This window comes from Limimaricola sp. G21655-S1, from assembly GCF_027213785.1.
GTDB lineage: Bacteria > Pseudomonadota > Alphaproteobacteria > Rhodobacterales > Rhodobacteraceae > Limimaricola.
Genome location: NZ_JAPWGO010000006.1, coordinates 1 through 13961, shown reverse-complemented (window position 1 = coordinate 13961; position 13961 = coordinate 1). Strand labels below are relative to the sequence as shown.

Annotated in this window: 14 protein-coding genes; 5 read left to right on the top strand and 9 right to left on the bottom strand. The window is 68.4% G+C overall.

Annotated features, from left to right (window positions below; translation table 11 throughout):
- The 6 genes from ureC to O4G76_RS07785 all read right to left on the bottom strand — a co-directional run bounded on the left by ureC (nucleotide 1) and on the right by O4G76_RS07785 (nucleotide 3623).
- A complete protein-coding gene (gene ureC, locus O4G76_RS07810) occupies nucleotides 1-1710 on the bottom strand; it encodes an urease subunit alpha (RefSeq protein ID WP_269396805.1) in 1710 nt (569 codons plus the stop codon).
- A 46-nt stretch (nucleotides 1711-1756) separates the two neighbouring features.
- Nucleotides 1757-2113: a lysozyme inhibitor LprI family protein gene (locus tag O4G76_RS07805; RefSeq protein WP_269396804.1), complete on the bottom strand. Its 357-nt coding sequence runs from the start codon at nucleotides 2111-2113 to the stop codon at nucleotides 1757-1759.
- A gap of 66 nt (nucleotides 2114-2179) precedes the next feature.
- On the bottom strand, nucleotides 2180-2485 hold the full coding sequence (locus tag O4G76_RS07800) for an urease subunit beta (RefSeq protein WP_269396803.1): 306 nt from the start codon (nucleotides 2483-2485) through the stop codon (nucleotides 2180-2182).
- The gene (locus O4G76_RS07795; RefSeq protein WP_269396802.1) at nucleotides 2482-2631 is read right to left on the bottom strand and encodes a hypothetical protein; all 150 of its coding nucleotides are present in this window, start codon (nucleotides 2629-2631) and stop codon (nucleotides 2482-2484) included. Before O4G76_RS07795 ends, O4G76_RS07800 begins: the two co-directional genes overlap by 4 nt.
- A 25-nt stretch (nucleotides 2632-2656) precedes the next feature.
- Nucleotides 2657-2959 (bottom strand): urease subunit gamma, encoded by a 303-nt coding sequence (locus tag O4G76_RS07790; RefSeq protein WP_269396801.1) that lies wholly within the window; start codon nucleotides 2957-2959, stop codon nucleotides 2657-2659.
- A gap of 1 nt (nucleotide 2960) precedes the next feature.
- Entirely contained in the window at nucleotides 2961-3623 is a 663-nt protein-coding gene (locus O4G76_RS07785) for an urease accessory protein UreD (RefSeq protein WP_269396800.1), read from the bottom strand.
- A 529-nt stretch (nucleotides 3624-4152) separates the two neighbouring features.
- Between O4G76_RS07785 and urtA the strand changes: the two genes are divergently transcribed.
- Genes urtA through urtE form a run of 5 tightly spaced genes read left to right on the top strand, consistent with a single transcriptional unit; the run spans nucleotide 4153 to nucleotide 10138 of the window.
- On the top strand, nucleotides 4153-5439 hold the full coding sequence (gene urtA / locus O4G76_RS07780; RefSeq protein WP_269396799.1) for an urea ABC transporter substrate-binding protein: 1287 nt from the start codon (nucleotides 4153-4155) through the stop codon (nucleotides 5437-5439).
- A gap of 50 nt (nucleotides 5440-5489) precedes the next feature.
- Nucleotides 5490-7442: an urea ABC transporter permease subunit UrtB gene (gene urtB / locus O4G76_RS07775; RefSeq protein WP_373568020.1), complete on the top strand. Its 1953-nt coding sequence runs from the start codon at nucleotides 5490-5492 to the stop codon at nucleotides 7440-7442.
- A 37-nt stretch (nucleotides 7443-7479) separates the two neighbouring features.
- Nucleotides 7480-8703: an urea ABC transporter permease subunit UrtC gene (locus tag O4G76_RS07770; RefSeq protein WP_269396797.1), complete on the top strand. Its 1224-nt coding sequence runs from the start codon at nucleotides 7480-7482 to the stop codon at nucleotides 8701-8703.
- Entirely contained in the window at nucleotides 8700-9440 is a 741-nt protein-coding gene (urtD, locus tag O4G76_RS07765; RefSeq protein ID WP_269396796.1) for an urea ABC transporter ATP-binding protein UrtD, read from the top strand. The genes O4G76_RS07770 and urtD overlap by 4 nt, the downstream gene beginning before the upstream one ends.
- Before the next feature lie 2 nt (nucleotides 9441-9442).
- On the top strand, nucleotides 9443-10138 hold the full coding sequence (urtE, locus tag O4G76_RS07760) for an urea ABC transporter ATP-binding subunit UrtE (RefSeq protein WP_269396795.1): 696 nt from the start codon (nucleotides 9443-9445) through the stop codon (nucleotides 10136-10138).
- A gap of 4 nt (nucleotides 10139-10142) precedes the next feature.
- Here urtE and O4G76_RS07755 read toward each other — a convergent pair whose 3' ends face one another.
- From O4G76_RS07755 to O4G76_RS07745, 3 genes are all read right to left on the bottom strand, one after another.
- Nucleotides 10143-11546, bottom strand: coding sequence for a DUF2252 domain-containing protein (locus tag O4G76_RS07755; RefSeq protein WP_269396794.1), 1404 nt, complete (start codon nucleotides 11544-11546; stop codon nucleotides 10143-10145).
- Between the two features lie 78 nt (nucleotides 11547-11624).
- Nucleotides 11625-12065, bottom strand: coding sequence for a GNAT family N-acetyltransferase (locus O4G76_RS07750; protein WP_269396793.1), 441 nt, complete (start codon nucleotides 12063-12065; stop codon nucleotides 11625-11627).
- A gap of 92 nt (nucleotides 12066-12157) precedes the next feature.
- A complete protein-coding gene (locus tag O4G76_RS07745; RefSeq protein ID WP_269396792.1) occupies nucleotides 12158-13183 on the bottom strand; it encodes an SDR family NAD(P)-dependent oxidoreductase in 1026 nt (341 codons plus the stop codon).
- Nucleotides 13184-13961 lie beyond the last annotated feature (778 nt).

The following is a 13961-nucleotide window of genomic DNA, read 5'->3' as shown; positions in this document are numbered from 1 at the left end:
TCAGAACAGGAAATAGCGCTGCGCCATCGGCAGCACCTCGGCGGGCTCGCAGGTCAGCAGCACGCCGTCGGCACGCACCTCGTAGGTCTCGGGGTCGACCTCGACATGCGGGAGGGCGTCGTTGAGCTTCAGATCGCGCTTGGTGACGTGCCGCGTGTCGCCGATGGCCACCGTCTGCTTGGCGAGGCCGAGCCTCTCGCGGATACCGTCCTGCTGCGCGGCCTCGGACACGAAGGTCACGCCCGCATGTTCGACCGCACGGCCATAGGCGCCGAACATCGGCCGCAGATGCACCGGCTGCGGGGTGGGGATCGAGGCGTTGGGATCGCCCATCTGCGCCATCACGATCTGCCCGCCCAAGAGCACCATCTCGGGCTTCACCCCGAAGAAGGCCGGATGCCAGAGCACCAGATCGGCGCGCTTGCCCGGCTCGATCGAGCCGATCTCATGCGCGAGGCCATGCGCCAGCGCCGGATTGATCGTGTATTTCGCGACATAGCGGCGGGCACGGAAATTATCGTTCTCACCGGCCTCCTCGGCCAGACGCCCGCGCTGGCGCTTCATCTTGTCGGCGGTCTGCCAGGTGCGGATCAGCACCTCGCCGACGCGGCCCATCGCCTGGCTGTCCGAGGCGATGATCGAGAAGGCGCCCATGTCGTGCAGGATGTCCTCGGCGGCGATGGTCTCGCGCCGGATCCGGCTCTCGGCGAAGGCGATGTCCTCGGGCACGCGCTTGTCGAGGTGGTGGCAGACCATCAGCATGTCGAGGTGCTCCTCGACCGTGTTGACGGTGAAGGGCCGCGTCGGGTTGGTCGAGGCGGGCAGCACCGACATTTCGCCGCAGATCTTGATGATGTCGGGGGCATGGCCGCCGCCCGCGCCCTCGGTATGGAAGGCATGGATGGTGCGGCCCGCGATGGCCTTGACGGTGTTCTCGACGAAGCCCGCCTCGTTGAGAGTGTCGGTGTGGATCATCACCTGCACGCCGGTCTCGTCGGCGACCCGCAGGCAGCAGTCGATGGCGGCAGGCGTCGTGCCCCAATCCTCGTGCAGTTTCAGCGCGCTGGCGCCGGCGAGCACCTGCTCGTGCAGCGCGCCGGGCAGCGAGGCGTTGCCCTTGCCCGCGAAGGCGAGGTTCATCGGGAAGGCATCGGCCGATTGCAGCATCCGGGCGAGATGCCACGGCCCCGGCGTGCAGGTGGTGGCGAGCGTGCCATGCGCCGGACCGGTGCCGCCGCCGAGCATGGTGGTGACGCCCGAGGCCAGCGCCTCCTCGATCTGCTGCGGACAGATGTAGTGGATGTGGCTGTCCATGCCGCCGGCGGTGAGGATGCGCCCCTCGCCGGCGATCACCTCGGTTCCGGGGCCCACGACGATGTCGACGTTCGGCTGGGTATCGGGGTTGCCCGCCTTGCCGATGGCGGCGATGCGCCCGTTGCGCAGCCCGACATTCGCCTTGAAGATGCCGGTATGGTCGAGGATCAGCGCGTTGGTTACAGCCGTGTCGACCGCGCCCTCGGCGCGCGAGCGCTGGCTCTGGCCCATGCCGTCGCGGATCGTCTTGCCGCCGCCGAACTTCACCTCCTCGCCATAGGTGGTGAGATCGCGCTCGACCTCGATCACGAGGTCGGTATCGGCGAGCCGGACCCGGTCGCCGGTGGTGGGGCCGTACATGGCGGCGTAGTCGCCGCGCGGAATGGTCACGGGCATCGGATGGCCTCCATGAGTTGGGTCGCAGGGCTCATGGAGGCGCGGCTCAGCGCAGCGCGCGCAGCTCCGCGTTGCGGCGCAGCGTCAGCTCCTCCATGCATCTCCAGTAGAACATCGGCGCGGCGCTGCCGCCGCCCTGCTGCTCCGGCTCGCAGGTCGCGTCGCGCCGCGCGAGCCAGGCGCGCTGCTCGTTCAGAAGCGCCTGACCGGTCCCCCGGGCATCGGCGCGCGGTTTCACCACGCCCCACAGGCGGTTCAGCTCGGCATCGGCGGCCATCCACTCCTCGTGGGCGCAGAAGTTGAGGCCCATCTGCGTGGACGGGTCGCAGCGGTGATAGTCGTTCCGCGCCAAGGCGGGCAGGGAATGCAGGAGAAGGAGCGGGAACAGGAAAACGAAACGCATGGCAAACCTCCGGTCCGGTCCGCCGCCAGCCTAGCATACGAAGCCGATTCCCCCCATGCGCGACCATCACAGCTCTCCCATCACGTCGCCCTGGAAGCCGAAGACGCGCCGGTCGCCGCCGATCTCGATCAGCCGCACCTCGCGGCGCTGGCCCGGCTCGAAGCGCACCGCCGTGCCCGAGGCGATGTCGAGCCGCCGTCCGCGCGCCGCCGAACGGTCGAAGTCGAGGCCGGGATTGGCCTCGGCAAAGTGGAAATGGCTGCCGACCTGCACCGGACGGTCGCCGGTATTGGCGACCATCAGCGTGATCGCCTCCGACCCCGCGTTCAGTTCGATCTCGCCGCTCTTTGGCATCACCTCGCCGGGGATCATGCGCGCAGCCCCCGGATCAGCGCCACGGCAACGAGCGCGAGGCCGAGGAGGGGCCCGGCCCAACCGGCATGGAGATGCGCCGCGCCCGCATGGGCGAGCGCCGGGGCGGGAAGGACGAGCGGGGTGGCAAGCAGGATGCGGGTCATCATCGGTCCTTTCGACGACTGGGGCTCAACGGATCGGGTCGTGCACGGTGACGAGCTTGGTGCCGTCGGGGAACGTCGCCTCGACCTGCACCTCGGGGATCATCTCGGGCACGCCCGCCATGCATTGCGCTCGGGTGATCACCTCGGCGCCCCTCTGCATCATCTCGGCCACGCTGCGGCCGTCGCGCGCGCCCTCGACCACCGCGTCGGTGATCAGCGCGATCGCCTCGGGGTGGTTGAGCTTGACGCCCCGGGCGAGGCGGCGGCGCGCCACCTCGGCGGCCATGGCGACCAAGAGCTTGTCCTTTTCGCGGGGGGTGAGGTTCATCCTATAGTCTCCATGAGGCGGGCAGGGTGCCGCCGGTCAGCAGGTCGAGCATCGGCAGAAGCGTCTGGCGCAGCGCGAAGCCGTCCTCGGCCAGAAGCCGCAGCACCAGAAGGTCGGGGGCGACGAGCGTCGCGCCCCCCGTTGCGGGCAGCAGCGCGCGGATCGGCGCGAGATGCGCCTCGGCCTCGGCGGCGGCGAGGATCACGCTGGCCATCGCGCCGGCGCCGTTCGCCACGGCGGGGCGCGCGAGATGCGCGGCGACGTCTCCTTCGAGCCGCATCGCGTCGAGATAGAGCGGCGCGCCGTCGCGGCGGATCTCGATGCGGTCGCGGAACCGCGCCTCGCCCAGCACCTCGCCCATCAGCGCCCGGCCGAAGATCACCGGCTCGACCAGAAGCGCCCGGGCGCCGGGAGCGAGATCGAGCGTGAGCGCCCGGTCGAGATCGCAGCCGCGATAGAGGATCGTCTCCTGCGGCAGCCAGTCGAGCCGCGCGCCGGTCTCGGCCGCGAGCCGGTTGCGGATGCGCGCCGCCGGGCCGCCGGAACTGCGATAGGCCCGCTCGGCGGCCTGCGTGGTGAGCCGCAGATGCCCGCCCGGGGTCGCCCGCGCCTCGATCTCGAGCCGGTCGCCCCCGGTGGCGCCGCCGGAGGTGTTGAGGATCACCGCCTCGACATGCGGCTTGCGCGGGAACAGCGCCCGCAGCGCCCCTTCCTGGCGCAGCAGCGACAGCCCGCCCGCCCCGGCCTCGATCCGCAGGGCGCCCTTCGCGCGAGGCGGGGCGGCATATGGCAGCTGGTGCAGGATGGCGGTTCTCCCCGAGGCATCTCCTGCCGCTTTCCTGCGCCGTCCGGATACGAAGATGCCAGACCGGGCGCCGGGATCGCCGGGCCCGCCGCGCCATAGCGATCAGGATTACGGCATGGTCCCGGGCATTTGCACAAAATGTCGGCAATGGCCGCAATCCCGCTGCGCCGCGGCGCCCGGAAGTTTGCCACTTCGGCCGCGCTGCTCAAACGATGAGCGCATCCGCCACCGGGCCGATCGGCACCGGGCAGGGGCGGGAGATGGGGACGGCCGCAGGAATTGCAGCTCTCGACGGCCGCCCCCGGGTGCAACGATGTTGCGGGACGAGATCTAGAACCGGCGGGCCCAGCGGGCAACGTCGACGCCGCGTCCCGCGGGAGACAGTGACATGAAAACGCGTATTTCCACCCTCGCCCTGACCGCGGCGCTCGGCCTCTCGGCCGCCCCCGCCATGGCGCAGGACACCGCCTGCCCGATCAAGGTCGGCGTGCTCCATTCGCTCTCGGGCACCATGGCGATCTCCGAGACGACGCTGAAGGACACGGTGCTGATGCTGGTCGAGGACCAGAACGAGAAGGGCGGCCTCTTAGGCTGCGATCTCGAGGCGGTGGTGGTCGACCCGGCCTCCGACTGGCCGCTCTTCGCCGAGAAGGCGCGCGAGCTGCTGACCGTGCACGAGGTCGACGTGATCTTCGGCAACTGGACCAGCGTGTCGCGCAAGTCGGTGCTGCCGGTGATCGAGGAGCTGAACGGGCTGCTGTTCTATCCGGTGCAGTACGAGGGAGAGGAATCCTCGAAAAACGTGTTCTACACCGGCGCCGCGCCGAACCAGCAGGCGATCCCCGCCACCGACTACATGATCGAGGAGATGGGCGTCGAGAAATTCGCGCTGCTGGGCACCGACTACGTTTATCCGCGCACCACCAACAACATCCTCGAGGCCTATCTTAAGGATCAGGGCGTCGCCGATGCCGACATCTTCGTCAACTACACCCCCTTCGGCCATTCCGACTGGTCCAAGATCGTCTCGGACGTCGTGGCGCTCGGCGCCGACGGCAAGAAGGTCGGCGTGATCTCGACCATCAACGGCGATGCCAATATCGGCTTCTACAAGGAGCTGGCGGCGCAGGGCGTCTCGGCCGAGGACATCCCGGTCATCGCCTTCTCGGTGGGCGAGGAGGAGCTGTCGGGTCTCGACACCTCGAACCTCGTCGGCCACCTCGCGGCGTGGAACTACTTCCAGTCGGCCGAGGGCGAGGCCAACGAGGCCTTCGTTGCCAAGTGGAAGGAGAAGATGGGCGAGGAGCGGGTCACCAACGACCCGATGGAGGCGCATTACATCGGCTTCAACATGTGGGCGCAGGCGGTCGAGGATGCCGGCACCACCGATGTCGATGCGGTGCGCGCGGCGATGTATGGCCAGACCTTCGACAACCTGACCGGCTCCACCGCCGAGATGCTGCCCAACCATCACCTGACCAAGCCGGTGCTGATCGGCGAGATCACCGAGGACGGGCAGTTCGACATCCTGAGCGAGACCGATCCCGTGCCGGGCGACGCCTGGACCGACTACCTGCCCGAGAGCGCGGTGCTGACCTCGGATTGGCAGGAACTCGATTGCGGCATGTACAACACGCAGACCGAGACCTGCGTGCAAACCAAATCGAACTACTGAGCATGGTCGGACCGGGGGCCGTGCCCCCGGTCCCCCTCGGGGGCGGGATGATGAGACGGACAATCAAGACGGCGCTGGCGGCGCTCTGGCTGGGCCTTGGCGCGGGCATGGCGCAGGCCGGGCCGGTGCAGGACCTGCTGCAGGCGCAGGGCGCGCTGATCGAGGAAAGCTCGCGGCGCACCATCGGCCCGGCGATCGAGGCGATCGTCGCAAGCGGACTGCCACGGGTGCAGCCGGTGCTGCAGGCCTGGCAGGACAAGGCGCTCTGGATCGACGCGGAGGGCCGTTTCTGGCGGGTCATCGAAAAGGACGGGGAAGAGATCCTCGTCGATGTCGATACCGGCGACGAGGCGGGCCCGGCCGAGACGGATGCGATGGAGCAGATCAAGCCCAACAGCGGCATCCGCGCGCTGATCGGCACCGCGCTGGTGCAGTTCCAGCTCACCGATCCCGAGCCGCGCCGCAGGCGGGCCGCGCTGGAATCCATCACCCGCGATCCCGAGCCCGAATTGCTGGCGCCGCTGCGCGCCTCGATCGAGACCGAGGAGGACGCGGATCTCCTGGCCCGCAAGATCCGGCTGGAGCGGCTGCTGACCGCGCGCTTCGGCACCGACGAGGCCGAGCGCGTCGCCGCCATCGAGGCGCTGTCCACCGACACCGCCGTCGAGACCCGCGCCGCCATCAACCCGCTGCTGGCCAGCCGCATGGTGGCGCTGCCCGAGGGCGAGACGCCCGAGGGCAACGTCGCGCGAGAGCTGTCGCCCGGCGGCGAAAGCCTGTCGCGCGCCGCCGCCTATGGCGCGCTGGTCGATGCCGGGCTGGCGCCGTCGCGCCCCAGCGCCGACGAGATCCGCGCCGCGCTCGAGGTCAACCGCGCCGACGGCATGGTCGGCGGCGTGCCGGTCGAGACGCTGGGCGACCCGGAGGCCCGCGCCCGCGCCTATGACGCGCTCGCCGCCGAGGGCCTCGTGGCCCCCCGCGTCGAGGAGGCCGATGTCGACGCGGCGCTGGCCGCCCACGCCTTCTTCGACATCTATACCGAACCCTCGGAGGCCGTGACCGATGCCGCCCGCGCGGCGCTTACCTCGATCGGCATCAGGGTCGGCGCGATGAAGGGGGTCGATATCGGCCTCGACGCGCTCTCGCTCGCCTCGATCTACTTCCTCGCCGCGATCGGCCTCGCCGTCACCTTCGGGGTGATGGGGGTGATCAACATGGCGCATGGCGAATTCATCATGATGGGCGCCTATACCGCTTATCTGGTGCAGCAGATCGTGCCCGACCGGACGCTGTCGCTGATCGCGGCGCTGCCGGCGGCCTTCGTGGTCACCTTCGCGGCCGGCGTCGCGATGGAGCGGCTGGTGATCCGGCATCTCTACAAGCGCCCGCTGGAGACGCTGCTCGCCACCTTCGGCATCTCGATCGCGCTGCAGCAGCTCGCCAAGATCATCTTCGGCACGCAGGCCCGGCCGCTCACCGCGCCGGACTGGCTCGGCGGCGCCTGGATCGTCAACGACGTGGTCGGCATCAGCCATATCCGCATCGCAATCTTCGTGCTGGCGCTGATGTTCCTCGGCTTCTTCCTATTCCTGATGAAGCGCACCCGGCTCGGACTCGAGACCCGCTCGGTGACCCAGAACCCCGGCATGGCGGCCTCGGTCGGCATCGATCCTGGTCGGGTCAACATGCTGACCTTCGGGCTTGGCTCGGGCATCGCGGGCATCGCCGGTGTCGCCATCGGCCTCTACGCCAAGGTCACTTCCGAGATGGGTGCCGACTACATCGTGCAGAGCTTCATGACCGTTGTGGTCGGCGGCGTCGGCAACATCTGGGGCACTCTGGCGGGCGCCGCGATGATCGGCGGTCTGCAGAAGGGCATCGAGGTTCTGAACCCCTCGAACACGCTGGCGGCGCAGACATGGATGATCGTCGCCGTCATCATCTTCATCCAGTTCCGGCCGCGCGGCATCACCGCGCTCCGGGGCCGCGCCGCGGGGGACTGACCGTGATCCGCATCGCCATTCAAAGATCGGAGGCCGCATGACCGGCTCGTTTCTCAAGCGCAACCCGTCGGTGCCGGTGGTACTGGGGCTGCTGCTGATCGGCACGCTCGCCATCACCGCGATGGCGGCCTCGGGCGGGCTCTCGACCAGCTTCGTCAAGACGCTGGGGATGACGCTCTGCCTCGCGCTGGCCGCGCTCGCCATGGACCTGGTCTGGGGCTATGCCGGCATTCTGTCTCTGGGCAACATCGCCTTCTTCGCGCTTGGCGGCTACATGATCGGCATGTGGCTGATGACCGCGCGGACCGAAGGGATCGTCGCCGAGAGCCTCGCCGGTCAGGCGATCCCGCCGACGCCGCAGGAGATCCGCGACGCGGTGGGGGGGCAGATCTTCGGCGTGGTCGGCTCCTCGGACTTCCCGGCGATCTGGGCCTTCTCGGGCTCGCTGCCGGCGCAGCTCGCGCTCGTCGTGCTCGTGCCCTCGGCGCTGGCGCTGGTCTTCGGCTGGCTCGCCTTTCGCAGCCGCGTCACCGGTGTCTACCTGTCGATCCTGACCCAGGCGATGACGCTGGCGCTGGCGCTCTACCTGTTCCAGAACGACGCCGGTTTGCGCGGCAATAACGGCCTCTCGGGGCTGCAGAACCTGCCGGGGCTCTCGGGCGTGCCGCAATCCACCGTCTCGCTGTGGTTCCTGTGGGGATCGGCGCTGGCACTGGGACTGGGCTACTTGCTCTGCGCCTTCGTGGTATCGGGCAAGTTCGGGGCGATCCTGCGCGGCATCCGCGACAACGAGGCGCGGGTGCGGTTCCTCGGCTACCCGGTCGAGGGCTACAAGCTCGCCGTCTTCACCCTGTCGGCGGCGATCACCGGCATCGCGGGTGCGCTCTACTACCCGCAGGCGGGGATCGTGAACCCGGCCGAGATGATGCCGATCGCCTCGATCTACCTCGCGGTCTGGGTGGCGATCGGCGGGCGCGGACGGCTCTATGGCGCGGTGATCGGCGCCATCGCGGTCAGCCTGATCTCCTCCTTCTTCACCTCGGGCAAGCTGCCCGACCTCGATCTCGGGCCGCTGCGGCTCGTCTGGGTCGACTGGTGGCTGGTGATGCTGGGCTTCAGCTTCGTGCTGGTCACGCTGCTGGCTCCCAAGGGGCTGGGCGGGCTGGTGGATCTGTGGACCCAGCGCCGCCGCCCGGCGCGGCACGGCGCCGATCTCGGCCCCGATCAGGGCAGCTTCCGCGAAGAGGAGGCCAAGGCATGAGCACGCTTCTCGAAGTCTCGGGCGTCTCGGTCAGCTTCGACGGCTTCCGCGCCATCAACAACCTGTCCTTCCACATGGGCGCTTCTGAGCTGCGCGCGGTGATCGGGCCCAACGGCGCGGGCAAGACCACCTTCATGGACATCGTCACCGGCAAGACCCGGCCCGACAAGGGCACGATCCGCTGGGGCGAAAAGGGGATCTCGCTGCTGGGCCTGTCCGAGGCGCGGATCGCCCGCGAAGGGGTAGGGCGCAAGTTCCAGAAGCCCACCGTGTTCGAGGACCAGACCGTGCGCGCCAACCTGCTGGTGGCGCTGAAAAACAAGCGCGGCCCTTTCGCGGCGCTGTTCTGGCGGCCCGGCCCCGCCGATCTGGAGCGGGTCGACGCGCTGTCCGAAACCATCGGCCTCGCCGCGCATCTCGACCGCAAGTCGGGCGAACTCAGCCATGGCCAGAAGCAGTGGCTGGAAATCGGCATGCTGCTGGCGCAGGAGCCGCGGCTGCTGCTCGTGGACGAGCCCGCCGCCGGGATGACCGTGGCCGAGCGCGAGAAGACCACCGAGATCCTCGTCGAGGCGGCGAAGACCCGCGCCGTGGTGGTGGTCGAGCACGACATGGAGTTCGTGCGGCGGCTGAACTGCCGGGTGACCGTGCTGCACGAGGGGTCGGTGCTGGCCGAAGGCAGCCTCGACCACGTGACCTCCAACCCCGACGTCATCGACGTCTATCTGGGACGATAACCATGCTCCAAGTGGACAGGCTCGACCTGCATTACGGCCACAGCCAGATCCTCGACGGCGTCTCGCTCGAGGCCTGCCCCGGCGAGGTGACCTGCGTGATGGGCACCAACGGCGTCGGCAAGACCAGCCTGCTGAAGGCGCTTGCCGGGCGGCACCCGACCAGCCGGGGCGAAATCCGGCTCGATGGCGACGCGGTCACCGGGCTCTCGGCCCATGCCAAGGCGCGGCGCGGCATCGGCTACGTGCCGCAGGGGCGCGAGGTGTTCCCGCTCCTGACCGTGCGCGAGAACCTCGAAACCGCCTTTGCCGGGCTGCCGCGCGCCGAGCGCAAGGTGCCGGACGAGATCTACGAGCTGTTCCCGGTGCTGCACGAGATGCGGCACCGGCGCGGCGGCGATCTGTCGGGCGGCCAGCAGCAGCAGCTCTCCATCGCCCGCGCGCTGGTGCTCAGGCCGCGCGTGCTGCTGCTCGACGAGCCGACGGAAGGGATTCAGCCCAACATCATCGCCCAGATCGGCCGGGTGATCGCCAAGCTGCGCGACCGGGGTGACATGGCGATCGTGCTGGTCGAGCAGTATTTCGACTTTGCCTATGATCTCGCCGATCGCTTCGTGGTGATGCGGCGCGGCGCGGTGACGCTTTCGGGCGCGCGCGACGACGTGCCGCGCGAGCGGCTGCTCTCGGAGGTCTCGGTCTGACCGCTCAGCGGTAGCTGCGCCGCAGATCCTCGAAGGCGCCATGCGCGTGGTCGCGGCGAAAGCTCTCGTGGTCGCGGCGCAGCCGGGCCAGCGCCTCCTCGGCGAAATCGAGGATGTCGGCCACGAAGAGCTTGCGCGGCCCGATCGCCTCGAGGATGCGCGGCTCCACGTCGTAATCGATCTGCCCGACCTCGTCGGAGCGGGCATGCGCCTGCGCCAGTGCCCGACCGCAGACCCGCGCATAGGCCTTCCAGGTCTTCTTCGACAGCTCGTCGAGATCGATGTCCTCTCGGAACGGCGCGCGTTCGCGTGACATGAAGCTCTCGCCCTCGATCTCGACCTCGCCGTAGAACACGTCGCCATGGGCGAGATGCACCGACTGCCCATGCGCGATCCGGGCGCCCAACTCGCCCGAGTCGAAGCCGGTCTCGGGCACAAGCCCGCTCAGCGCCGAGCGGCGGGCGCGCTTGAACTCGATGATCAGGTCGTCGGTGGCGTCGCCCGATGGGCCTTCGAGCAGCACGTAGTAGCGCGGCAGGCCGAGCGAGGCGGTACCCTGCCCATGCCGGATCGCCACGTCCTTGACCATGAGACCCTCGATCCGGCGCGAACGCCCGACCTTGTCGCCCGCGGCGAGCCTGTCGATCTGCTTCTGGAACTCCTCGACCCGGCGCGATACCGGGGTGAACTCATCGTTGGCGCGAAAGCCGCGTCCGGTCTCGTCGAGATAGCGGTCGCGCAACCAGTCGGCCCGCGAGGTCCGCGCCTCCTCGAACAGCCGCCGGATCACCTTGGGGCTGTTGTCGGGGCGCAGTTCCTCGCCGGACTCGGTGCCGCTCCTGGCATAGAACTCCATGCCGTCGAGATAGCCGTCGATGAAGGCCCGGGCGATCTTGCGCTGCGCCTTGGCGCCGTAGCCGCACTTTTCCCCGGCGCCGAGCATGAAGCCTGTCGCGCCGCGCTTCAGGTCCCAGGTGAAGGGGCCGTAGCAGACATCGTCGAAATCGTTGACTCCGAAGATCGGCACGTTGTCGGCATTGGGCATCACCCCGAAATTGCCCGGATGCACGTCCCCCAGCAGCAGCACCGTCGGCATCCGCGAATCCTCGCCCGCCATGTCGCGGTGAAACAGCAGCGAGGTACCCCGGAAGAAGGCGAAGAGCGAGCTTGAGAGCTTGTCGAACTTGCGCTGCGCGCCGACCGCCTTCTGGTCGATCCGCGTCGCGTGGTCCTCGATGATCGTGTCGCGCACATGCATGCGCCGGTCGTGGCCGGTGAGCTGGCCGGGCCGCATCGCGCAGCCATCCGCGGCATAGCGTTGCGCCAAGGCCCGGAACGCCTCGACGCGCGGCTCCAGCGGCGCTTCGACCGGCGTGGCCTTCTTGTTCGATGTCCTGCCCTTGGCCATGACGCTCCCCGTGCCCGGCGCATCCGCCGGGGATGCCTCTCGACAACGCGGCATCGGGGACTTGGTTGCGGCGCGGCCTCAGCCGGGCAGGGGCTTTTCCATGTAGACCCGGTTGCCGGAGCGCCCGGTCTCGCGCCACCCGAGGTGATCGTAGAAGCGCCGCGTCTCCGCCATCGCCGCATGGGTGGTCAGCGTCACCGCCTGCGCCCCCCAGGCGCGGGCCTCGGCCTCGATGAGCCGCAGGAGCGCCCGTCCGATGCCGTTGCGGGCGGCAGCCGGATCGACGCAGATATTCGACAGCTTGGCGCTGCCCGGGCCGATGACCAGCACCGCGCCGCCGAGCACATCGTCACCGCGCTCGGCCAGCCAGACATAGTGGTTGGCGATGTCGTCGCCGATGCCGCGCGTGACCGGCGGCAGGTCGGGCAGATGCGCATGCGGCGCATAGGCCCGCGCGAAGCAGGCGGTCAGCGCGGCCGCGTCCTCGGGCACGGCCCGGCGTATGGTCCAATCATCCATGCGGCGAGGCTCGCAGGCACCGCACCGAGAGGCAAGCCCCCTGGGCACCGTCCTGCGTGCAAGACGGCCGCGCCGGTCGCCATGCCCACGATTCAGACACCGTGATAGTCGCGGTACCACTCTACGAAGCGCGCCACGCCGAGCGCGACGGGGGTCGAGGGGGCATAGCCGGTCAGCTCGCCGATAAGCCGCGTATCGGCCCATGTGGCGGGCACGTCCCCCGGCTGCATGTCGAGAAAGCGCTTGATCGCCGTCCGTCCCAGCGCCGCCTCGATCGCCTCGACGAACTCCATCAGCGGCACCGGCGCGCCGTTGCCGATATTCACCACCCGGAATGGGGCGACCGCGGAGAGGCTGTCGCCCTCCCGTGGGCCCTCGGGTCCGGGCCGGGCCGGGATCGCATCGGCGAGACGGCGGATCCCCTCGACCAGATCGTCGATATAGGTGAAGTCGCGCTTCATGTCGCCGTGGTTGTAGATGTCGATGGGCGTGTCCTCGAGGATCGCCCGGGTGAACTTGAACAGCGCCATGTCCGGCCGGCCCCAGGGCCCGTAGACGGTGAAGAAGCGGAACATGGTGATCGGCAGGTCGTAGAGATGCGCGTAGGAATGCGCCATCGCCTCGCCCGCCTTCTTGGTGGCGGCGTAGAAGGACATCTGCGTGTCGGCCTTGGCCGTCTCGCGATAGGGCATCTCGGTATTGGCCCCGTAGACCGAGCTGGTCGAGGCGAACAGCATATGCGCGGGCGGGTGCGCCCGCGCCGCCTCCAGAAGCTCGAAGCTGCCCTGCAGGTTCGCCTCCAGATAGGCGCGCGGCTGCTCGATCGAGTAGCGCACCCCCGCCTGCGCCGCGAGATGGACCACGAGGCTGGGGCGGTTTTCCTCGAACAGCCGCATCAGCCGGCCGGGATCCTCGATCTTGCCGATCTCGGCGCTGAACGCGTTGTGCCGCGCCAGCCGGTCGTGGCGCGCCTGCTTGAGCGCGACGCTGTAATAGTCGTTCAGGGAGTCGAGCCCGACCACCCTGTACCCATCCGCGATCAGCCGCTCGCAGACATGCATGCCGATGAACCCGGCCGAGCCGGTGACGAGTGCGACGGGAAGCTCGGTCTCGGTCATGTCAGGCCCGGATCTGTTGCGTAAAGGTGCAGAGGCCGAGGCAAAGTGGACGCGAGCGCCCCGATTGGCAAGCCGCAGGTTGCCGGAGAGTGGGTTCCCGGGTCCCGGTAGGGGTCGATGACCGGCCCGGGGGCAGTCGGATAGGCGTCGGATGATTCGTTCATCCGTCGGTCAATTCGCAGGCGCGAGAGAGTTCGCAGACCGGATTCGGGCGATCCGGGAACAATCTCACCGTGCAAATCACATTTCGCGTCCCCGATCATTTAAATTTCCTGAAGCGACTCGAGCCGAAGATTGGAGGTTCGAGATGTATCGGGGCCATCCATTCAGGTGGTTCGCCAATCAGCATTTTCCACCACAGGAAGAACATGCGACGACAACCTGAGGCATAATTTTCGAAGACCCACCGCCCCTCAAGGGTTAGTTATAAAGTTACCATGCTGGTAGTACTTTTGTAATAAACCTCAAGTTTCGGGCCGAGTGCGGTTCTGTGGCGAAAATATGTTTGTGCCGTGGCCGCGGATTGTTAACGTTGGGACAGAGGTATGAGGAGCAGCCGATCTCCGGGCGCGTTTGCCGGGGGGGATCGGGGGGAAGGACCGGGGCACCGCCCGTTTTCAGCGACGCCCGTCTTGTGCCCCAGACCGCTCCTCAGGACGAGATTGATTGCCGGGGCGCGTGTTCTTGCGTTTCGCCACATTTTTTAACGAGTGTTTCGAAGGGTAATGGTCGTGGCTGTTTCCAACAATTTTTCTGCCAGCTCGCTTGATTTCAACGG